General features: G+C 34.4%; 28 protein-coding genes and 1 riboswitch. Of the genes, 8 read left to right on the forward strand and 20 right to left on the reverse strand.

Translation table 11 applies throughout. The features are described 5' to 3' along the window. Nucleotides 1-19: 19 nt before the first annotated feature. Genes FOT98_RS13210 through FOT98_RS13225 form a run of 4 tightly spaced genes read right to left on the reverse strand, consistent with a single transcriptional unit; the run spans nucleotide 20 to nucleotide 1,841 of the window. Nucleotides 20-346, reverse strand: coding sequence for a hypothetical protein (locus FOT98_RS13210; RefSeq protein WP_001198193.1), 327 nt, complete (start codon nucleotides 344-346; stop codon nucleotides 20-22). Continuing rightward, nucleotides 346-1,065 (reverse strand): DUF5081 family protein, encoded by a 720-nt coding sequence (locus FOT98_RS13215; RefSeq protein ID WP_063261461.1) that lies wholly within the window; start codon nucleotides 1,063-1,065, stop codon nucleotides 346-348. Before FOT98_RS13215 ends, FOT98_RS13210 begins: the two co-directional genes overlap by 1 nt. A gap of 22 nt (nucleotides 1,066-1,087) precedes the next feature. Beyond that, nucleotides 1,088-1,393, reverse strand: a complete 306-nt coding sequence (locus FOT98_RS13220; protein WP_063261462.1) for a WXG100 family type VII secretion target — start codon at nucleotides 1,391-1,393, stop codon at nucleotides 1,088-1,090. A gap of 25 nt (nucleotides 1,394-1,418) precedes the next feature. Then, nucleotides 1,419-1,841 carry a hypothetical protein gene (locus FOT98_RS13225; protein ID WP_063261463.1) on the reverse strand — a complete coding sequence of 141 codons (423 nt, stop codon included), beginning with the start codon at nucleotides 1,839-1,841 and terminating at the stop codon, nucleotides 1,419-1,421. Between the two features lie 366 nt (nucleotides 1,842-2,207). Between FOT98_RS13225 and FOT98_RS13230 the strand changes: the two genes are divergently transcribed. Further along, on the forward strand, nucleotides 2,208-3,290 hold the full coding sequence (locus FOT98_RS13230; protein ID WP_063261464.1) for an S-layer homology domain-containing protein: 1,083 nt from the start codon (nucleotides 2,208-2,210) through the stop codon (nucleotides 3,288-3,290). A 129-nt stretch (nucleotides 3,291-3,419) separates the two neighbouring features. On the opposite strand, the gene FOT98_RS13235 is transcribed toward FOT98_RS13230, so the two are convergent. Further along, on the reverse strand, nucleotides 3,420-3,878 hold the full coding sequence (locus tag FOT98_RS13235; protein WP_063261465.1) for a VOC family protein: 459 nt from the start codon (nucleotides 3,876-3,878) through the stop codon (nucleotides 3,420-3,422). A 323-nt stretch (nucleotides 3,879-4,201) separates the two neighbouring features. On the opposite strand from FOT98_RS13235, the gene FOT98_RS13240 reads away from it, so the two are divergent. Continuing rightward, on the forward strand, nucleotides 4,202-4,612 hold the full coding sequence (locus tag FOT98_RS13240; protein ID WP_063261466.1) for a DUF4279 domain-containing protein: 411 nt from the start codon (nucleotides 4,202-4,204) through the stop codon (nucleotides 4,610-4,612). A 101-nt stretch (nucleotides 4,613-4,713) separates the two neighbouring features. On the opposite strand, the gene FOT98_RS13245 is transcribed toward FOT98_RS13240, so the two are convergent. The 4 genes from FOT98_RS13245 to phaZ form a co-directional block, all read right to left on the reverse strand. Beyond that, nucleotides 4,714-4,914: an NETI motif-containing protein gene (locus FOT98_RS13245; RefSeq protein WP_000166305.1), complete on the reverse strand. Its 201-nt coding sequence runs from the start codon at nucleotides 4,912-4,914 to the stop codon at nucleotides 4,714-4,716. Beyond that, a complete protein-coding gene (locus FOT98_RS13250) occupies nucleotides 4,898-6,094 on the reverse strand; it encodes an MFS transporter (protein WP_063261467.1) in 1,197 nt (398 codons plus the stop codon). Before FOT98_RS13250 ends, FOT98_RS13245 begins: the two co-directional genes overlap by 17 nt. Nucleotides 6,095-6,207: 113 nt before the next feature. Beyond that, on the reverse strand, nucleotides 6,208-6,441 hold the full coding sequence (locus tag FOT98_RS13255; protein WP_063261468.1) for a hypothetical protein: 234 nt from the start codon (nucleotides 6,439-6,441) through the stop codon (nucleotides 6,208-6,210). 67 nt (nucleotides 6,442-6,508) lie between these two features. Continuing rightward, complete coding sequence (gene phaZ, locus FOT98_RS13260; RefSeq protein ID WP_144291068.1) at nucleotides 6,509-7,420, reverse strand: intracellular short-chain-length polyhydroxyalkanoate depolymerase; 912 nt, start codon at nucleotides 7,418-7,420, stop codon at nucleotides 6,509-6,511. Nucleotides 7,421-7,594: 174 nt separating this feature from the next. Between phaZ and FOT98_RS13265 the strand changes: the two genes are divergently transcribed. From FOT98_RS13265 to FOT98_RS13275, 3 genes are all read left to right on the forward strand, one after another. After that, nucleotides 7,595-8,011, forward strand: a complete 417-nt coding sequence (locus FOT98_RS13265; RefSeq protein WP_063261470.1) for a MarR family winged helix-turn-helix transcriptional regulator — start codon at nucleotides 7,595-7,597, stop codon at nucleotides 8,009-8,011. A gap of 15 nt (nucleotides 8,012-8,026) precedes the next feature. Then, entirely contained in the window at nucleotides 8,027-9,226 is a 1,200-nt protein-coding gene (locus FOT98_RS13270; RefSeq protein WP_061679220.1) for an MFS transporter, read from the forward strand. A 100-nt stretch (nucleotides 9,227-9,326) separates the two neighbouring features. Further along, the gene (locus tag FOT98_RS13275; protein ID WP_063261471.1) at nucleotides 9,327-10,583 is read left to right on the forward strand and encodes a serine hydrolase domain-containing protein; all 1,257 of its coding nucleotides are present in this window, start codon (nucleotides 9,327-9,329) and stop codon (nucleotides 10,581-10,583) included. Nucleotides 10,584-10,636: 53 nt separating this feature from the next. Here the strand turns inward: FOT98_RS13275 and FOT98_RS13280 are convergent, their stop codons facing one another. Genes FOT98_RS13280 through FOT98_RS13290 form a run of 3 tightly spaced genes read right to left on the reverse strand, consistent with a single transcriptional unit; the run spans nucleotide 10,637 to nucleotide 12,563 of the window. Beyond that, on the reverse strand, nucleotides 10,637-11,425 hold the full coding sequence (locus FOT98_RS13280; RefSeq protein WP_063261472.1) for an ABC transporter permease: 789 nt from the start codon (nucleotides 11,423-11,425) through the stop codon (nucleotides 10,637-10,639). Beyond that, nucleotides 11,422-12,327 (reverse strand): ABC transporter ATP-binding protein, encoded by a 906-nt coding sequence (locus FOT98_RS13285; protein ID WP_063261473.1) that lies wholly within the window; start codon nucleotides 12,325-12,327, stop codon nucleotides 11,422-11,424. The genes FOT98_RS13280 and FOT98_RS13285 overlap by 4 nt, the downstream gene beginning before the upstream one ends. Next, nucleotides 12,324-12,563 (reverse strand): PLD nuclease N-terminal domain-containing protein, encoded by a 240-nt coding sequence (locus tag FOT98_RS13290; protein WP_063261474.1) that lies wholly within the window; start codon nucleotides 12,561-12,563, stop codon nucleotides 12,324-12,326. The genes FOT98_RS13285 and FOT98_RS13290 overlap by 4 nt, the downstream gene beginning before the upstream one ends. 123 nt (nucleotides 12,564-12,686) lie before the next feature. On the opposite strand from FOT98_RS13290, the gene FOT98_RS13295 reads away from it, so the two are divergent. Further along, nucleotides 12,687-13,232: a transcriptional regulator gene (locus FOT98_RS13295; protein ID WP_063261475.1), complete on the forward strand. Its 546-nt coding sequence runs from the start codon at nucleotides 12,687-12,689 to the stop codon at nucleotides 13,230-13,232. Nucleotides 13,233-13,404: 172 nt separating this feature from the next. Here the strand turns inward: FOT98_RS13295 and FOT98_RS13300 are convergent, their stop codons facing one another. The 4 genes from FOT98_RS13300 to alo all read right to left on the reverse strand — a co-directional run bounded on the left by FOT98_RS13300 (nucleotide 13,405) and on the right by alo (nucleotide 16,525). Next, nucleotides 13,405-13,824, reverse strand: coding sequence for a YvaD family protein (locus tag FOT98_RS13300; protein WP_063261476.1), 420 nt, complete (start codon nucleotides 13,822-13,824; stop codon nucleotides 13,405-13,407). Next, complete coding sequence (locus FOT98_RS13305; protein ID WP_063261477.1) at nucleotides 13,821-14,183, reverse strand: DMT family transporter; 363 nt, start codon at nucleotides 14,181-14,183, stop codon at nucleotides 13,821-13,823. Before FOT98_RS13305 ends, FOT98_RS13300 begins: the two co-directional genes overlap by 4 nt. A 14-nt stretch (nucleotides 14,184-14,197) precedes the next feature. Further along, entirely contained in the window at nucleotides 14,198-14,755 is a 558-nt protein-coding gene (locus FOT98_RS13310) for a TetR/AcrR family transcriptional regulator (RefSeq protein WP_063261478.1), read from the reverse strand. Nucleotides 14,756-14,995: 240 nt separating this feature from the next. Continuing rightward, entirely contained in the window at nucleotides 14,996-16,525 is a 1,530-nt protein-coding gene (gene alo / locus FOT98_RS13315) for an anthrolysin O/cereolysin O family cholesterol-dependent cytolysin Alo (protein WP_144291069.1), read from the reverse strand. A 416-nt stretch (nucleotides 16,526-16,941) separates the two neighbouring features. Here alo and FOT98_RS13320 point away from each other — a divergent pair, with 416 nt between their 5' ends. Further along, entirely contained in the window at nucleotides 16,942-18,288 is a 1,347-nt protein-coding gene (locus FOT98_RS13320) for a short-chain fatty acid transporter (protein ID WP_000490004.1), read from the forward strand. A 40-nt stretch (nucleotides 18,289-18,328) separates the two neighbouring features. Here FOT98_RS13320 and FOT98_RS13325 read toward each other — a convergent pair whose 3' ends face one another. From FOT98_RS13325 to FOT98_RS13340, 4 genes are all read right to left on the reverse strand, one after another. Beyond that, nucleotides 18,329-18,682, reverse strand: a complete 354-nt coding sequence (locus tag FOT98_RS13325) for a group-specific protein (protein WP_063261480.1) — start codon at nucleotides 18,680-18,682, stop codon at nucleotides 18,329-18,331. Further along, on the reverse strand, nucleotides 18,679-19,254 hold the full coding sequence (locus FOT98_RS13330) for an NAD(P)H-dependent oxidoreductase (protein WP_063261481.1): 576 nt from the start codon (nucleotides 19,252-19,254) through the stop codon (nucleotides 18,679-18,681). Before FOT98_RS13330 ends, FOT98_RS13325 begins: the two co-directional genes overlap by 4 nt. 23 nt (nucleotides 19,255-19,277) lie before the next feature. Beyond that, the gene (locus FOT98_RS13335) at nucleotides 19,278-19,667 is read right to left on the reverse strand and encodes an SWIM zinc finger family protein (protein ID WP_063261482.1); all 390 of its coding nucleotides are present in this window, start codon (nucleotides 19,665-19,667) and stop codon (nucleotides 19,278-19,280) included. A 254-nt stretch (nucleotides 19,668-19,921) separates the two neighbouring features. Beyond that, the gene (locus tag FOT98_RS13340; protein ID WP_144291070.1) at nucleotides 19,922-20,239 is read right to left on the reverse strand and encodes a hypothetical protein; all 318 of its coding nucleotides are present in this window, start codon (nucleotides 20,237-20,239) and stop codon (nucleotides 19,922-19,924) included. Between the two features lie 40 nt (nucleotides 20,240-20,279). Next, nucleotides 20,280-20,378: riboswitch (SAM riboswitch) on the reverse strand. A 122-nt stretch (nucleotides 20,379-20,500) separates the two neighbouring features. Between FOT98_RS13340 and FOT98_RS13345 the strand changes: the two genes are divergently transcribed. Then, a complete protein-coding gene (locus FOT98_RS13345; protein ID WP_000545003.1) occupies nucleotides 20,501-20,692 on the forward strand; it encodes a hypothetical protein in 192 nt (63 codons plus the stop codon). Nucleotides 20,693-20,718: the final 26 nt, after the last annotated feature.

Here is a 20,718-nt window from a genome sequence, read left to right on the forward strand (position 1 = left end):
CCCAGCCGTATGGTGATTTCTACAACTTACTTAATATTTCACGTAATTGTTCGTCCTTTTCAAGCATTTCTACACATGCGACCCTTACAAGTCTCGCCGACCTAGAATAGTGTTCAGCAAATTCAAGCGTTTTGTGTAATATATCAGGATATTTTTCAATTACTCTCATCGCTTCACCTTTTTGATAAAAATCACTGCTTAATAAACTCTCAATATTCGTTCCAATGACGTCTACATGGATTTTATATATATCTTCTAATTTCATTACTATATCAAGTAGTTCTTGAAAATTAACTAATACTTCTTCTCCACCACCAGAACCACCGTCTCCCATTGATACTTGCATTATTCAATACCTCCTAACGAAAATTGTCTCGGGTCAATTAATTTTTTATACGGCATTTTTAACACGTCATACAATTTCTTATTTACCGCATAGAGACTCACCCAGTCATATCGATTACGTTCTACGTCTATTTGAACGTAATCTTCTCCTTCAGTGAAATATAAGAAACATTCCCATTTTCCTCCTCTATTACTACGAGGCCTCGTATACGTTTCTATCGCTATAACATCTTTATTTGATAAATCTTTTTCCTCAAATGTTTGTTGTTCTGTTTCTGTCATTCTCTTTGAGAAAAATGTATCTTCTATGTCCCTCGGTTCTCTCAATAAGAAAGGGATGCGTGTTAATAAGGAAAAATATACGTCTGGCTTTGGTATGTAGTCGATCTCGTATTTTTTATTTGGTTCTATTTCTGTTAATACAGCCACTCGGTCTTTATCCTCTTTCAAAAAGCCAATTAATACATTATTCATTCTCGTGTATTCATGACAATTTTCATATTCCTTTAATAGCTCAATTATTTGAAAAGCGGCATGGGTAATTCCATTTTCACTTGTAAGTAAGCCTTTTTCTTTTAAACTCGTAGTTGCTTTCGTGACACATTCTTCATCAAGTAAAATAATTACGTCACGGTTTGGCAATCCAAATATATCCGTAACCCCAGCTGCACCTGCGAGAACATATAATTCAGCAGGTGCAAAATTCATTTCTTTTCCCATTCTTTTATCCCTCATTTCTCCATCACAACTGTTTTATCGCCCTTACTTCCGATCTATCTCCGTACGTTTGAATACTTTTATCTAACTCTTTCAAAGCTTTCGTATGTCCTTCAAATGCCTCTACCATTTCTGAGTTATATTGAATGATTAAATCTAGATAACTTAAAAAGGCATCTCTCGTTTTTCCATTCCAGTTCGCACATGTAACGTATGCTTTTAAATTTTTCGCTTGATTTAAAGAATCCTTCATACCGTTCTCTATGTTTTGTGCGTAAGAAATGGCACTTGCAGTGTTATTTCCTATAATTTCAACCTCTTTACCACTCATGTTGATTCCCCCATTCTTTGTATGCTTAATGGATAAGTTTTTCAATTTCCTTTTTCTTTTCTTCAAAAGCCTTATTCGCTGCAGCGTATGCTGACGCTTTTTCCGCTTCTGCTTTCGCTTTATATTCCAAATACTTTGCATAAGCTGTACCTATCGCAGACCCAACATCGCTTAATGCACTTTTAAAGTAGGATAATACTGTATGTAAGTCTTCATCCTTTTCATGACGTTTTTGTTCAAATTCAACTGCCGGAATTTTATTAGCTTCTAAGCCATTACTTTTACTCTCATAATCTCTCTTCGCTGATTCAGCATCTTGAATGAAGCGTTTTAACTCTCTTTCTTGATCTTTTAAATAATCATGTAATTTATCATACTGATCTCGTTTCCTCGCGCTTTCTGTAAAACCCGATGCATTTAAAAAAGCATTATACAATTCATCTAACATCTTTCTCCCCCTTTATTACAATAACTATGTAGTTAAATTCGTATATTTAAACATAAATATTCATTACATTAAGAATTAATAAACAATTATTTTTGCATATTGCTATTTTATCAAAGGGGTTTTAACATTTCCATATTTTATAAAAAGCTTTCGCGTTTTTCTTCAATTAAATAGCAATGAATATTTATCATCTAAAAATTATAGTTTCATATAGATTATTGAAATTTTATCCACATTAAGGAAATGAATGACAAATAACTATCATTTACATGTTATAATTACGATGTGTACATTTAGCTGCATTAGATGTATATGTGTAATACGTATATTTAATAAAGTTAAATTAGACTGGGGAGGCTTTCGCAAATGAGCAAGAAAACAAGCAAAGCTAAAAAAATTTTGGGATTCGTGATCACCACAGCACTAGCAACTACAATGATGGTAGGCACAGCAAACGCACAAACAACTACGAATAACTATAAAGTAGCTGGCAATGCGAACACTGTATTTACAGATGTACCAAAGGACCACTGGTCAAAAGATGCTATTGATTACTTAGCGTCAGCAGGACTTTTTAACGGATATGGAAATGGAAAATTTGGTTTTAGGGATAATATTACTAGAGGCCAGGTAACTTCTTTAATCGCTCGTCATTTAGGTTTAACAGCAAACAATGAACAGAGCAATATGTTTAACGATATTAAAAATCATATGTTTGAAAAAGATATTAAAGCGATTGTACAGGCTGGAATTATGAAAGGTGATGGAACAGGTGCTTTTCGTCCAGATGATGCATTAACTCGGTATGAAATGGCAGTAGTATTACAAAAATCATTTCAATTACAATCAAAAGGACAAAGTAACTTTAAAGATGTACCTCAAGGTTATTGGGCCTATGAATTTGTAAATACGCTACGTAGTAACCGAATATCCTACGGTGATGAGGCAGGCAATTACAATGGCAACATGCTTGTGAAACGTGAGGAGTATGCACAATTTTTATATAATGCAATAGCAAAAAACAGAGATTATAATTTCAACATCAATTCAAAAGAAGAAATGAAACAAATGTTAACAACAGCTTTACAGAATGGAACGTTTGGTCCATTTAAATTAAATGCATTGGGTAAAGATCTATCTGACGTAAAAAAAGAATATGGAGTGCCTGATGTTTTGAAAAAAGCACCATGTACAGAATGTGATGCACCTAATATAGCAGTATACGGCGATTATAATATTGACATGTACCCTTCGGACGCAAGACACATATGGGTAAAAATGGATATAACTATCAATCAATTAAAAGAGTGGTTTGGTGAACCCGATGAAATCGGAGGGGATATGACTAGCGAAGGCTTTATATATAATCGAGGAAGCTATTATCTTTATTTCAGCTTCTCTGATGGTTATATTCAACGCGCTGAAATATCTAATCATGAATATAATTAATAAGTTACAAACAATATAAATATATAAAGCATAAAAAATCCTTCAAGAACATGGCTTTTCTTGAGGGATTTTATTTGTCTCTATCTATTTAATATAATCCAAAGTTATAAAACTTCTACTGTTTAAACCTTATTTTCCTTGGTGCTCAGCATCCCATTCACTTAAATAAGTAGCATATTCTAGTTCATCCGGATCATCATCTAGCATAGAAATAAACTCTAATTTATTTCCATCACAATCTAGAAAATATACGCTTGCAGCTGGCATCCACCTTTGAACAATTGGCTCTTCATCCCCTTTCCCTTGACTCCCTACTACCTCTATTTCACGCTCCTCTAACCATAATTTTGAAGTCTTTAAAAACGCTAAATCTACACGAAAAGCGAAGTGTTTCGTCTCAAAATCTTCATTACTATGTACTTCCCATAATCCGAGCATTTGATCTTTACTTTCTCCTACCCAAAAGAACGCAACTCGTCTTTTCAATAGTTTTTTCGCTAATGCTAAGCCTATCTTATTTTGATAGAAATCTATTGCCTTTTCTAAATTTCTTACATGTAAATGGGTTTCGTATATGCTTTTTATCATTATATATTTCTCCTTCCCCTACCTTCTGATTTTTTAAATTATATTTTGTTTTTATCATACAAATTAATATATTTTTAAGCATCCTACTTTTGTATAATTTTTCTTTCCTACAAAGGCTTTAACTAATGTCCCAACGCCGGAATTCAATACAATGAAACTAGTGAGCTTTTATGAAAAATTGGCTCTCTACTTTTCTCTCATTAGAAGCTTTACTGCCCATTAAAGTGGGATAAAAATTCTATTTACATTCATAAATTTTTATAATGTAATAAGATTAACATCTTAATAATAGAGGAGGAACCATTCTGGATAAAACCAAAGTTATGGCTTATTTTAGTGCAACGGGTGATATATTCCCCCTTGAAGCAATTACTGAAGCCCTAAATATCGAGCCTACAAGAACTTATAAAAAAGGAGATGTTGTTGCAAGACGTGATAATCCGAATCTTGTATTCACCAAAACCATATATAGAAAAGAGACGGATTGGACTTTAAGCACTGGATACCAAGAGTCCTACGATATAAATAATCAGTTGCATATTATTCTAAAATCCCTTGAAGGAAAAACAGAGCAATTAAAACATCTCAAGAAGAAATATAGTTTAGAGTTTCTTTTTATGGTAGTGATTCAAGTGGAGAATAACGAATCACCCGCGATGTATTTACAAAAAGAGATTATTAATTTTGCTAGTTCCATTCAAGCAGAAATTCATTTTGATCTATATATTTGTTAAAAATAAAAACGCTATTGATATTGGAATCAACAGCGTTTTCTTATGGGACTATATGTTTTACCTTGCTTGTACCCAAAAGCAATTTCTTTTTATATAACTTCTTACTTCAATTTTCCCTCAAATACAATCTTTCTACCACACGGTTCAACTTCTGTTTTGCCGTTTTTCTTCACTTCATGAAAGATTGGCTCTTCCATGCGGCGTGATGGTGCATAGCCTTCTTGTTCCATACGTGCTAAGCAGTCTGTAATTGTTTCATTTTCGAGTACTTCAAATTTCTTTTTATTAGGTTGTTTTGTCATGCCCTAACCTACTTTCTATTTTTCTTGATGCGAATTGATTCTTCATGTAGACCATATATACCATTGCGAGAATTCCCATTATAATCATAACCGCAATAAAAAAGCTTGTATACTGTATTTTTTCTATAAATACGCCTCCTAATACAGGTCCCATAATACTTCCTAAACTAAAGGCGATTCCAGATAATATATTACCCGCTGGTAGTAAATGTCTCGGTAATAAATCTGTCATAAATCCAAGACCTAATGAGAAGCACGATCCAATGACCATACCAGCTAACAGCATACAGGCAAAGACGATCCAGTAATATTGATCAAATACTGCTGCGAGCAGAAAAATACCCGTACTTACGCTGAACGTCCACGTTAAAATACGATCTCTTCCGTATTTATCACTTAATATACCGAGTGGGATTTGTGTAATAATGCCCCCAACCGCAAACGCTGGTAATAAGAAGGATACATCTGAAACAGACCATCCTTTACGAAGCGCGTATACTGGTAAGTTACTATTTAACATTGCTTCCAGTACGCCGTATGCAAGCGGTCCCAGCAGTGCAATCCATCCTAATCCAACAACTTGTTTATAACGAGAAAATGATGATTCACTCTTCACTTCTCTTTCATCTTGCGCTGGGAATGCATTTTTCGTTGGCAGTAGTAAAAGCCAACCTATTAAGCAAAGTATAGTAGATATAATAAATGGTGTTGCAAGACCGTACTGCACAGTGCTTGCTAAATACGGACCAACGGCAAAACCAATTCCGAAGAATACACCGTATATCGACACTTGTCTACCAATTTTACTTGGGTCTGATGTTGTCGTAATCCATGTTTGTGTTCCGACATGAAGCATATGATCTCCGACTCCAACTAAAAATCTAAGAACGAACCATACCCAAAATGAAAAGGTTTGTGTAAAAAAGAATAATGATATAATAACGAGAAACCCACCAATAACAATGATTGGCTTCATTCCAAACTTTTGCATCGGCTTTTCAAGAAACGGTGAAATAGCTAATATCCCAATGTATAATGCTGTCGCATGAATACCGTTAATACTTGAACTAACCCCTTCTTGTTCAAAAATCATTGCAATGGCAGGTAATAGCATCCCTTGTGACAAACCTGAGATTGCTACAATTCCAACCATAATCCAAAAAGTAAAACGCATCGACATCCTCTTCCCTCTCCTTCTCGCACTTTCCCCTTTTCATTATAAACTGTTTCTTCAAATGCGTGTACGAATATTCACAATTAAAAAGAAGCTAAAAGAATGAATCTTTTAGCTTCTTACCCATCCCAAACTTGTGCTTTCACGTTGTTATGAAATTGCTTAAAATACGGATGTTTATAAAATGCAGTTCCGTATGCGTATTGCTGTGCGTTAGTAATTGGTGGCTGTGTATGTTGCATTTGTAAAGGAACTACAACTGGTGAAACTTGCATATACAGCGGATCTATCACCATTTTTGTATATACATGATGATTATATGGCGAATAAGCGAATAAAAATGGGTGATGCATTGATACTCTCCCCTTTTGCATACAAATGTTATAGTATATGCAATACTTTTACTTTCGGGGATTATTCCTATTCTAACCAATCCTCAACATGTTTTATAAATACATCTAAGCAATCTATAAACGGTGAGTGTCCGCAATCTTCTAATATCTTCAACTCTGCATTTGGTAAATGTTTTGCTAATTCCTCACCGACTACTTGCGGTACGACGTAATCTCTGTCACCTTGTATGACGAGTGTTGGAGCTTTAATATGATGAATTTGCTTATTTCCCTCTACAACTCCGTTATGTTCATCCGAAATATTAAATGTAATGAGCGCATAATTCACATCTACGAAATTACGCTGCGTTAACATATCGTCTAAATACTTATCATAACGATCCGGTTCAGGTTGATTATGTGTATATATTAATAGATTCCATACTGTACGGTAATATAATTTATTCATATTTTTTATCGCATCTAGCACTGGAGCAATTTGTACCGGATCTTGCGCGATTTCTTCTTTCGTCTTTACTAAACTTGATACGATTGGCTGCCCATTTATATCTTTTTTAAAAATTGGATATCCCTTCATGCCCACTGATTCTACTAAAATTAACTTTTCGACAAACGTTGGATGATTCGCTGTAAATTGCATCGCAACGCCACCGCCCATTGACCATCCCATTAATGAAAATTTCTCTAGTTTTAATTGATCGATAAATAGTTTTACGTCTTCTGCAAAGTCTTGTAATGAATCTATCGATTGATTATATGTTGATTGGCCAAATCCTCTTAAATCAAGAGCGTAAATATGGTATTGATCTTGCAACTTTTCAATAACTAAATCCCAGTGTTGTGACGACGTCATGTTCCCGTGAATGAGTACAAGAATTTCTGTATTTTGCCTTCCAACCTCCTGATACGCAATCGTTTCTCCGTTCGATAGTGAAACAAACTCCATTGTTGCAGGCTTAATCATCACAAGTTCCCCCATTCTTTTTAATAGAAAGAAAATTCTTTACTTACTTAAAGAATAACATGCAGAATGTATGTTCTCAACATAAAACCTATACGAAATTTTTACATAAATCAACATGTCTATTACTAGACAATTATAATAAAAAAGTATATAGTTAGCTAGGTAACTAATTTGAAAGGATCTAACTATATGGACGAAAAACAACATTTTTTTCACATTGTCAGCCAGACTTCTCGAAAATTCACAAAGAAATTTAATGAACGCGTATCTCCAACTGGGCTATTTAGTGCACAATGGGCTGTTATTTTCCGCATTAATCAAACCGGTTCTTGCACGCAAACAGAATTATGTCAGTATTTAAATGTTGAATCACCAACGATGACTCGTACGTTAACACGTATGGAGACGATGGGTTGGATTATTCGTACTGAAGGAAAAGATCGCCGTGAGAAGCTCATTTCTTTATCAGAAACAGCGATAAAAATGATTCCGAAATGGCAAGAAGAAGTTGATACTTTTGAAGAAAAGACACTAGAAGGTATTAACGAAGATGAGTTACATCAAGCATTTCAAGTGTTACAACAAATCATTAAAAACTTAGATTAAATTGGAGGGATGACGATGCAAAGTGAGAAACTTTGGACGAAGGATTTCCTCGGAACTTGTTTTAGTAGTCTATTTCTCTTCTTAACATTCTATATGCTTATGACTACTTTACCTATCTATGTAATAGACGGCCTAAAGGGAAAACCTGAGGAAATTGGTTTAGTTGCAACTGTTTTTCTTATTTCATCTGTTTTATGTAGACCATTTACAGGAAAATGGCTTGATGAATTAGGAAGGAAGAAGATTTTATTTATTTCACTTTCATTATTTTTAGCTGCTACCGTTATGTATTTCGGTGCGCAAAGTTTATTTTTATTACTTGCCCTTCGCTTCTTACATGGTATCGGGTTCGGTATGGCAACAACAGCCACAGGAACAATTGTAACTGATGTTGCACCAGCTCATAGACGAGGCGAAGCACTTGCCTATTTCGGCGTATTCATGAGTTTGCCGATGGTAATTGGTCCTTTTTTAGGTTTAACAATTATTTCTCATTTTTCATTTACTGTACTATTTATCGTTTGTTCCGTATTTTCATTGCTTGCATTTTTATTAGGACTACTTGTAAATATTCCGCATGAAGTACCAGTGAGCAAACAAAAACGAGAAAAAATGAAATGGAAGGACTTAATTGAACCAGCCTCTATTCCGATCGCTCTGACAGGATTTGTTTTAGCCTTTTCTTATAGTGGTATTTTATCCTTTATTCCTATTTATGCGAAAGAGCTCGGTTTAGGAGAAGTTGCTAGTTACTTCTTTATTTTATACGCACTCGTTGTTGTAATTTCTCGTCCATTTACAGGAAAGATTTTCGATCGCTTCGGTGAAAATGTACTCGTTTACCCAGCTATCATTATTTTCACAATAGGGATGTTCATTTTAAGCCAAGCGCAAACTCCGTTTTGGTTCCTTGGTGCAGGTATGCTAATCGGTTTAGGTTATGGAACATTAATTCCAAGTTTCCAAACGATTGCGATCTCTGCCGCTGCAAACCATCGACGTGGTTCTGCGACAGCTACTTACTTCTCATTCTTTGATAGTGGTCTCGGTTTTGGTTCTTTCATTTTAGGTATCGTCGCAGCGAAATCAAGTTACCATAATATGTATTTCATCGCAGCTATTATCGTTGCATTCACTTTACTTCTCTATTATGGATTACACGGACGAAAACAAAAATTCAAGAAACAACATACAGACGGAAAAGTTTCCGCTTAACATGAATAAGGAAAGTAAACTTCCCCGTTTACTTTCCTTATTTTGTATTTCTTTCACTAGAAGCGTATACTTATAATAGAAATAAAAAGGAGGGACCCCTATGAAACTTAAAAAATCTCCCCTACTCTTACTCATAATCACATTTATATTTGTAATTACAGGGCTCGGTTTTACATACTTCAAACATAATAAAACAATCCCATCGAAAAATAACGTGACGAAGAAAAATTGGTTAGATGATCCATACTTACGTTGGTCGTACACACATATGAAAGAATTCACTTTAATTAACGAGGTGAAAAATAACCCGGATTACGTTTCCCACTTCTCTACCGCATTGCAAGACTTAGATGATTTTGCTGTAGAGCGTAGATTTGGAACGACTCCTCTAAAAAAACTTTTAGACGATAATAAAACGGATGCTTTTGTCGTTGTACACAATGGACAACTTGTATATGAACGATATTTCAATGGGTATAAAGAGAGTGAACCTCATGGCATGGCCTCATTAGCGAAGGTCTTTACCGGGGCAATTATACAATCTCTTGCTGAAGAAAACCGTATTGACTTAGAAAAAACAGCTGACACATATATAAAAGAATTAAAAAATACACCGTTCGGTAATGCTACACTTCAGCAATTAATGGACATGCAAGTTTCTGTAGAATATCCTACTCACGGATATGAACATCCAGCGTTAGAAAACCAAGATGCACAACTATATTTAGCGAGCAATATTTTGCCTCGAGGTAAAAACTACGACGGCCCGATGAAAATTTATGATATGTTACGAGAAGTAGAAGAAACTGAACCACCTGGTTCCGATTTTTCTTACGATAACGGGTCAGCTGAAACACTCGCTTGGGTGATTCGAACAATCACTGGTAAATCCTTGGCGGAAAATGTTAGCGAACGAATATGGTCTCAAATTGGTATGGAAGAAAACGCATATTACGTTACAGATGAAACAAAAGTAGAACAAGCAAGCGCAGGCTTAAATGCAACTGCTAGAGATATGGCGAGATTCGGGCAATTACTATTAAACAACGGGGAATATAATGGAAAACAAATTCTCCCTTCTTCTATTACTGAAGATATAAAAAATGTCCAAGAAGGTGAACTTGCAGTTGGCCCTGGAGCTTCCATTTCTTATCATAATCAATGGTGGATTCCGCACAATGAACAAGATGCTTTTGAAGTGTTAGGTAGTTACGGACAAACTCTTTACATCGATCCGACAGCAAATATAATCATTGTCCACTTCTCTTCTAATGCTACGCCAAGTAATGAGATACATTCAATTTACTCAAATATGTATATTGATATTGCACATCATTTAGAAAAGCTTCCACAGTAGTGGAAGCTTTTCTTGTTGGGGTGTTTTATTTGAAGCCACTACCCTCATCAAAGTTATTCATAATTAAATTTTTTATTAGCAATCCAATAATACGTTACGAAAAGTGTCAATAAAATCCAAACTATAGTTAGTAATCCAGTAATTATTGCATTTGAATTTACTACCCCCGTGACTAACGTTTCCATTGCATGTTTACTCATACTAGCTGGATTAACCTGATCTACTATTGGAATCAAACCGACGATTATTCTACAAGCTAAAAGAAAAGCAATTGAAATTAGCGCAATAATACCTTGACTGTGAAAAATAGCACTTATCATTGTTGTAAAAGATACGATAAAAAGAACCCAAATGAAATAAAATAGTAATCCAGTAATCATGGACGAAAATGGAACATTAGTAAAAAGGTAGTTTGTATATAGATAAGAAGTAAAGTATCCAATCATTACACTAAGCGCTACTATTACATAGTTTGATACTATTTTCCCAGCTATATACGAAGTAACCGTAACAGGTCTTGTTAAAATAAAGGCTAACATACCGTTAGCTTTGTCTGTTTGAATGGCACCCATCATAGAGATTACTAGAATCATAAGTCCGAGCTGGTCAAACTGAGATCCTAAAGTACTCGCCAGTACTTCGCCTCCTTTTTGTGCTGCCATACTTGAATCAATGGTAATTCCCTGTCCTCCACCTAATGCCCCCAAAATTGATGGCAAATAATGAGTTACTATCGGTTGTGTCGCGCCTAAAAATATAAAAACAATTGGTAGCCAAATGATCTTAAAATCACGTAACATTTGAACACTTTCTTTTTTTATCAATACAATTGAGTTATTCATTTTTTCACCACCAATTTCAAGAAAATTTCTTCTAAAGTATCGCGGCTTACTTCAAATTTAACGAGGTCCACTTTATGTTCGAGTACATTTTGCAGTAACATAATTTTATTTATTTCGATACTCTCAACCTTCACTTTGACTTTAAGTCCTATCACTTCTACACCCTTCACATACGGTAATTTTTTTACAACATCAATCCACTCTCGATCTTTAGCTGTAATTTCAATGATTAATTTATTTTCGCTATTGCGGTGTAAAAGCTCAGTAATTGTTGTATCTTCTATCTTTGTTCCATCTTTAATCATGACAAATCGTTCACAGATTTCTTCTGCATCACTCAATATATGGGTTGATAATAAAATAGTCGTATCTTTTTTTATTTCTTCAATCAGATTTAATACTTCCCTTCTACCTATTGGATCTAATGCAGATACCGGTTCATCCATGACAATAAGCGAAGGTTTATGTAGTAATGCTTGTGCAATACCGAGTCTTTGTTTCATTCCCCCAGAAAAGGTACTCACCTTTGAACCTTCCTCTCCACTTAATCCAACTTTCTCCAAAATTTCTGGTATCGACTTTGACAACTCCTCTTTTCTCAATCCAGAAAGTTGCCCCATAAACATAAGAGTTTCTCGCGCCGTCATCCAATGAAAAAAATTAGGGTATTGCGGTAAGTAGCCAATTTCCCTTTTCATTTTTGATATTTTTATCCCATTCAATAACACTTCACCAACATCTGGATTAATAATATCTGAAATCACTTTTATTAATGTAGATTTCCCTGCTCCATTTGGTCCGATTAACCCTACACATTCTCCAGATTGCAGTTCCATCGAGAAAGTATTGACAGCAATTTTTCCTTTAAATGATTTTGTTACATTTCTAATCTCTAATTTCATAACTTCTCACTGTCCTTTCTCCCTATAACAAAGTACAGAATAGGTCCTAATATGTTAACAAAAAGAATAATTAGCGCCCATACAAGCACATTTTTTCTTGTATTTCTATGTCGGTATAAATCAATTAACGCAATGGAAACTAAAAGTACTCCGACTGCAATAACCGGCAATATGATTGGGAGAAACGTCATAATATCGATGTCTTTAAGATCATTCCATCCATAATGTATTTTCATTGTCATCACTCCTTTTAAATCTCATTATCATTATTGATAATGATAAAATAAAAACAGATGGATTGCAATCATTATTCTCATTATTTATAATGAGAATAAAAAAACGATATATAAGGTGATATAATGAGTAATAAAGTTGAAATTTTAATGCATCCGGTAAGAATGAAAATTTGCCAAGTGTTAATGAGAAATAAAGAAGATGGGCTAACACCATTAGAAATGGTAAAAATCATTAAAAATGTACCACAAGCAACACTATATAGGCAGCTACAAACTATGGTTGATTCTGGTATCGTCCATGTAATTAAAGAAAAAAAGGTGAAATCTGTTTCTGAAAAATATTACGCAATCAATGAAGAAGATGCAAAAATTGAAGGAAGTGAATGGAAAGGATTATCTGATGATGAAAAGTTAAACTACATTTCCTATTACCAGTTATCACTTATGACACAATATCAAAGTTACCTTAAGAAATTAGAGGAACAAAACAGTCACGAAGATAAGGCTACTTTTTCTGTAGTAGAATTAAAGCTAGACGAGGAACACTTTGGAAAATTTCAAAACGAACTTAACGAATTAATGATTAAATACTACAATAGCCAAAGTAAAGATGACGAAATAGAGGCTCCAGTTCGGACCGTCGCTATTACAATTATTCCAGAAACGTGAACTAACTCAATATACATAATACAAGCCGATGCTTCCTTACTATAGGAATCATCGGCTATCTTCATTTCGAAAATTGTTTTGACTTCTGCTGTATGGCTGGCGAAAAAAACTGATCTAGAAACTGAAATGTTGTAGAATCTAGAATTCGAATGTGCTTAAAATTTTATCTATATTACATGAATTCTTTTCTCGCGTTACTCTCATAACATCCACACTCTCTCCAAACACTTTTTAAAAAGAAGCATGGGTAAACTAATAAATATAAATTAGGAATCCACCAAGAAATATCGAAATCTAAACGGATTGTCCAAAATGCTAGAGCTTGTAATCCTGAACAAAAAGTTAAAATTAATGATAAGAATGCAAAGTGGCTCCAAATATGTTTTTGTTTAGAATGTAAATACAAACTTAGAAATCCCGTTAACGAGATTAACAAATCCAAGGGTAAAAAAGACCAGTTCCATGCTACTAAAATAGGATCTTGGTAATCTTTAAACAAATATTCTTGCGGAATCATATGAAAAATTGTTATGAGCCAATATACAACAAACCCAAGATCAGTTATAAGAAAAAAATACTTTAATCGATTCAATGTATACGTTCCCCCACCATTTCTTTTTTCTTCGCTTCATGTGCCGTACTATTAAAATTTAAAATTACAACTCCAATTAAAATAAAGAGAATTGCTAGTATCTTAATTACATTCATACTTTCTCCAAAATAAAAGAACCCAATTATTGTAATCGTTACAATTCCCATACCTGACCAAACCGCATAGGCAACAGACATTTCCATCCCCTTTAATGCGAATGTTAGGAATACAAAACTTATTACATAAAATACAAAAATAAGTATGCTTGGTACAAGTTTCGTTAATCCATCAGAGAGTTTCATCGCAGTTGTACCTGCTACTTCAAATAAAATTGCTAAGCATAAATAAATCCACTGCACTATTCTCCCACCTTCTACTCCGGATTAGAAATTCCATACAGCAATATGTCCATAATAGATTCAAGTATACTCCCTAATGTATAATCACTCTTTTCAATAAACATAGGATCATATATGCGATTCAGTGCTCCCAAATATAATTCAATAAAAAATGGAATTTGAATCTTTCTAATGCTTCTTTCTCTCATTCCCTCTTCTAATAAACTGATTACAGTAGACCAACCTTCACGTAAAAACTGATCTAATTTTAACCATTGATTATAATGATGTTTTTTTAGTTCTATTAATAAACGTGCATCCATGAATTGAAATTGTTGCGGAATACAAATTAAGATGAGTCTTATTTTTTCAACTGTTTGTAACGTATCATCTTCAGCTATATTTGTTTCCTTTTCTTGAATACTTTCTATTACATGACGAATAACTTCATCTACTATTTCATCTTTTGAAGAGAAGTGCTCATAAATTGTCCTCTTACTCACAGCTAATTGCTTCGCTAAGTCACTTATTGTAAATGTAAACCCCTTCGTTTGAATTTGATGACTTGTTTCTGTTACTATTCTTTGTTTCATAATCCGCCTCCTAAACCATTGGTACCAATTTAGTTTTTTTAGTACCATTTCATTTTACAATATTTAACACATTTCACACAACTGTTATTTTAAATTTTCTGTTTTTTAAATCGAAACAGGTAAAACATAAGAGCGATGAGATTCATACCTTCATATTCAACAATCAAATGAATGTATAGAAAGTATCAGTCACTAAGCACTACTAAAAAGCGCCCTATAAACAGGGCGCTTCACTCCAACCTAATGACTAATATTAGCGGTTGGGTATAATGTTGTTCCTCCAATTGAAACCTTTATTTCATTTGTTAACGGAACATTTTGTTCATTAATAATTGTTCTCCACCATTCCCATGCAAGACCTGTACATTCTCTTGCTACGATTTTTATATTTTTTGAATTTGGTGGAAGAGGGATTACTGTAGAGTAATGAGCTGTTTTGTCTTTGCCACTACCTTCCCATGTTTTATGTGTTAGTACTTCTTTCCCATTTTGATCAAATGTGAATTCATCCCAAGATACATCAAATTGAGCAACGTAAGCACCGTAATGATCGAGTGTCATTTTAGCACTTGAATATTCTGTAGTTGTCGTCTCGATATAATCTGTATTGTTATGAACAGCAGCAGTTGCATTATCTTTTAAGAACGTGCTTGTATATGAAATTGGGTATGCTGGATTTTTCAAACTTAATTCAGCATTATCTTTAATGATATTTCGGATTTCATTGAAATCTTTTGTTACAACCTTGTTATGCTCTTTCGCATCTCCACCTAATACTACAGCAGTAAAGGTACTTTCTTCAAAAATATCTTTGTACTGTCCACTCGTTTCGACGCTGTTATTCTTAAGTAAAGCTTTAAAAGCAGCTTGTACATCTTTACTCTTAGATGTGGTTTCTAATTTTACATAAACCGTTCTACCATAAGCTACATTTGAGACCATAACAGGTGGAGCTGAATTACTTACTCCTTTACGATTTAGCTCATCAAAAGTAACACTATTATCAAATAGATCGGATGGATTGTTAGGTAGTTCAGCACTTACGGTATAGAATATTTGCTTATATGCCGCTACCATCACTTTTTTCTCTCCATTTGCAACCGCATTAAAATCGATGTTTAGACTGTTATCAAGATATTTAGCATTAACATTAAGAGCACTTGCGATTTGTGATTTACTATAAACCATAGATTCTGTATACTGCATTCTTGCAGGTAACGTATGTGTTGCGGAATACTTTTCATTCCAAGTAGATACTAAATCGTCTACTGCTCCAGCCACATTACCATATGTCGGGTTTTGGACAGTGATTGTATTTTCTTTTCTCATGCCAGGTAAGTCTATACTAATATTCAAAGGCTTTCTCTTAGCCACTAATAAACTCGGTTGATTGTCTGCAAAAGCTTTATTGGCAAGTTGTACAGCTCCTGGATACGTGCGATTCACTACAGAATCAATAATCGAAATATCAACTGGTGAAGTTGTAAGTGATTTTTTCTCGCGTTCCACTACTACAAATTTACCATTTGAATTGATACTTTCTTTCGGAACAAAACTCTCTACTTTATCACCATTTACAGCTAAAACCTCTTGATTATTATATGTAAGGCTTGCTATACCAGTATCAATGCCATTAGCATTTTTAGTTATGTCAGTTGCATTACCGGCTTGTGTTTCTGCGAAAGAAATAGATGAATAATTAAGAGTGCACAGACTAACTAATAAACATGCAAAGAACTTTCTTCTCTTGGTATTTTTCTTATTATTCAGAAAAATCTCCCCATTCTTTTTTAGTAAGATATAATAATAATTGATACATGATAGCTAACTAATAAACTTACATAAACGCTTTTAAAAGTTCTTGAACTAAAGGAATTACTCCACCTAAAAATTTTAAAACTGCCATTGCGATCTCCATATTACTTCCTCCTCTTTGCTGTATTAAGATGTGTTGTATATTTATGCTTTCATTATAATAAGCTTTTGCATTTGCATCAATTCATTTTTATATGCAATATTTCATATTGAGGAAAAGCAACTTTTTCTGTCAGGGTGATGATGGTACTACTCTTCTTGACAATATTTCAATCCCTCTAAAAAATATCAGAATTTTCTAATTCTAAAAGGTTATAAACGAAACAACCTCGAATAATTGTAATACATATACATAAGGAGGTTGATCTATTTTGTTTCGTTCTTTTACAAATGGTTGCGTCGCCTTAGTGCAACGTTTCTTGCCAGAGCCGTTTATTTTATCATGTTTATTAACTGTTTTTGTTATTTTCTTCGGCATGTTTGCGACTCACCAAACACCTGTGGAAATGATTAATCATTGGGGTAATGGAATTTGGGGACTTCTCGCCTTTTCTATGCAAATGGCACTTGTACTCGTGACAGGATCTGCTTTAGCAAATGCTCCCCTCATTAAAAAAGGATTAACGAAAGCGGCTAAACTACCGAAAACGAATGGACAAGGTATTATTGCCATTTCAATCGTAAGTTTACTAGGGGCATACATAAACTGGGGATTTGGTATTGTTGTATCTGTTTTATATGCAAAAGAGGTGGCAAGGCAGCTTGAAGGATTAGATTATAGACTTGCAATTGCTTCTTCTTACTCTGGATTTCTCATTTGGCATGCGGGGCTTTCTGCTTCTATTCCTCTTACGTTAGCAACTGGCGGCGAAACGTTAATTAAAACGACCGCTGGAAGTATTAAAGAAGCGATCCCAATAACAGAAACGCTATTCTCACCATACGCTCTCGTTCCAGTTATTATTTTTCTCGTTACGATGCCTCTCATTAATAAAGCGATGCATCCAGATGAAAAACATACGATAACTGTAGATCCTAGCGTATTCCATGAAGAAGCTGCCGCTCAAGAGGTAGGGAACAATACGTTCGCTGAAAAAATGGAAAACAGCATCATTATTACACTTTGCGTTGGATTGTTAGGTCTCATTTATATTTTCAATTACTTTTATACGAAAGGCTTTAACCTTACGCTAGACATCGTTATTTTTATGTTATTAATTGCTGGACTTATTTTCCACCGTACTCCGATTCAATATATCCGCGCCTTTTCAGACTCTACGAAAAGTGCTTCTGGTATTTTACTTCAATTTCCGTTTTACGCAGGAATTATGGGGATGATGATTGGAGCAAATAGTGAAGGACTTTCACTTGGAGGAGCTATTTCTAATTTCTTTATTAGCATTTCAAACGAAACGACTTTCCCACTCTTTACTTTTTTAAGTGCTGGCATCGTTAATATTTTCGTTCCATCTGGTGGCGGTCAATGGGCTGTGCAAGCACCCATTATGATTCCTGCTGGTGCTGAACTTGGTGTACCTGCTGCAAAAACAGCAATGGCAATTGCGTGGGGCGATGCTTGGACGAATTTGATTCAACCATTCTGGGCATTACCGGCATTAGCGATAGCTGGTTTAGGTGCTCGTGATATTATGGGATTTTGCGTTGTTAACTTACTATATGCAGGATTTATCATTAGTCTATGTTTCCTATTTATTTAAACGAAAAGCTAGTTTTATACTAGCTTTTTTATATAATAAATCACTTATTTCCCACGCAATTTATTACGTCCTCCCACTCTATCTCCGTAAGATATAACGCCTCAAATGCAAAAAAGTCTTCACATACTTTTTCAATTAAATGTGGATTGTTTTTAAGGAAATTCCACTGTAACGCTTTAGGAAGAAAATACGTTTCATATTCTTTACTTCCTCTTACTACCTCATCCACTTCTCTTTCACAAATCCCTCTTATTAAATAATCATTTCTTAATTGAATCTTCATTTGTTGAAACGTTTCACTACATTTCTTCAATTGAAGTAAGCAATTAATATATGTACGAAAAAGTTCGTTATCATACTTGCAGCACTTTATTATACGTTCCATTTCATTCATAATGTACGAGCCTTTTCTTCTATTTGTAATAACCACTTTTCCCGCTTCTCTATTTTACTCGTTTTCACAGATTGAAAAACAGATCGTTTAATATCGCGAATGCCGCAAAAACGTAACACACCTCTCTTCATCATAATCCAATCTGCTGATCGATATAATAGTGCGACGTACCATAATGGTGAATCTAACGTATTAATTACCCATGCCTTCTTACCTTTCAATAAGCCTTTCGGCAAAGCACCTTCATATTTATAAGCAAATCCAGCAACGAAAATGCGATCAATAAACCCTTTTAAAATAGCAGGCATCCCCCACCACCATACTGGATATATAAAGAGAAACGTATCTGCTTCTTCCACTAACGTTCTGTACCGAGCTGTTTCTTCTTCATTTACTAAATCACGTCTTTTTTTCTCCTCATTAAATACAAGGATTGGATCAAATTGCTCCTTATATAAATCAAGTACCGTAACCGAATGATTAGTTTTTTGTAATCCTTTTTGCACATGCTTTAAAATCGCCGCGTTAAAACTGGAAGGACTAGGATGAGCGTATACAATTAGTACATTCACTACAAAACAGCTCCCTCTATAAGTTAAAGTTTCCCCTTCTTTAACATCTTCTCTACAATTTGCACGTTTTTTGAACTTTGTAATAAACGGTTTAATACGGTAAGTAACTCTTCCTTGTCTAAAGCTTTCAATTTCTCTTTCACCGTACTCTCACCAGCACCTTGAATATCATAAACAACTGCGGCCATATGCTTACAATAGTTTTCATATGGACATTCGCAGCTACTTTCTGTAAAATCTTCAAGATCAATAATTACTTCATAGTTTCCTGCATTTCCAGTAACGAAAGCAAATATTTTCTTGTCTTGTATTTCCACATCTTCTACATGTCCCTCTTCATAATATTCATACCCTTTATCCAAAATGTACTTAGGAATCCATTTTGTTATATCCTGTAATAAGTAAGCGTACATAACAACACCTCTTCCTTTAATTCCCTTTTGACTTCCATAACCCCTGCATGTTATTCTAATAACTGTCAAATAGCAAGTCTATATGACAAAACGACTGACACCTATTCGGCGGAGGTGTCTCTTTTCATTTGCAGCCGATATGAAGTGCCTCTTTCAGGCACATTCAATCTTTGACACTACACACTCAACACCATTCCCTTGTATCAGGCTGCTTAAGCAGTCTTTTACTCTACATACTTCAAAAAAAAGAGAGCTTAGCTCCCTTTTCTCGCCTTATAAAATACCCCTTTTTCAGTATAGAGATATTCATCAGCTAATGTAATTTTCCCATCCAGTTTTAGTTCATCTAATAGTCTTGATAAATAAAATTGATGTAACATCTTTTTCGTGAATTTTCCTTCATGATGCGAAACGATATGTTCTTGAATATCTAACAATGATATTGGCTTATTCTGCTCTATCATATATTCATAAACTGTACTACGCAGTTTTACGTATTTTTCGAGTGTCACAGTACTTCGCAACCCCTTTCTTCTTACTATAAATTTTCGTAATCGGTTTTTTTGCAACAAAAAAACCTCTCCGATAAGAAGAAGTTACGTATATATCTTCGTCTTATCTCCCAGAACAAATATGTTCTGCTGGAATTAGCACCTGCATCGCGGTTGCTGGGTTTCATCGGGCCAGTCCCTCCACCTCTCTGGATAAGAAAATATTCACTTAATTCTTACTATACGTAATTTCATTTTAATTGTCAAACAAATATAACAAATAATATTTTCTTCTTTACTGTTCATACTACACATATATGAATATGCAAGGAGGATTATGAAATGCATGAAAATGCTCGCGGATATGTCCAAAATTCTTTTCAATCATTACAAGAAGCAAAACATTGTTTAGAAGAAGCGCTACAAACTGTGGAAAAAGATTTTAATCGCGCACGTATTGAACAATCACTTTATGCGATTGAACAAGCTATTCAACGCTGTGATTACACGGTTCACATTTTAGAACAAGATTGAAAAAACTTCCCATCATAAGGTGGGAA

It is taken from the genome of Bacillus sp. HY001, assembly GCF_007558965.1.
GTDB classification, from domain to species: domain Bacteria; phylum Bacillota; class Bacilli; order Bacillales; family Bacillaceae_G; genus Bacillus_A; species Bacillus_A mobilis.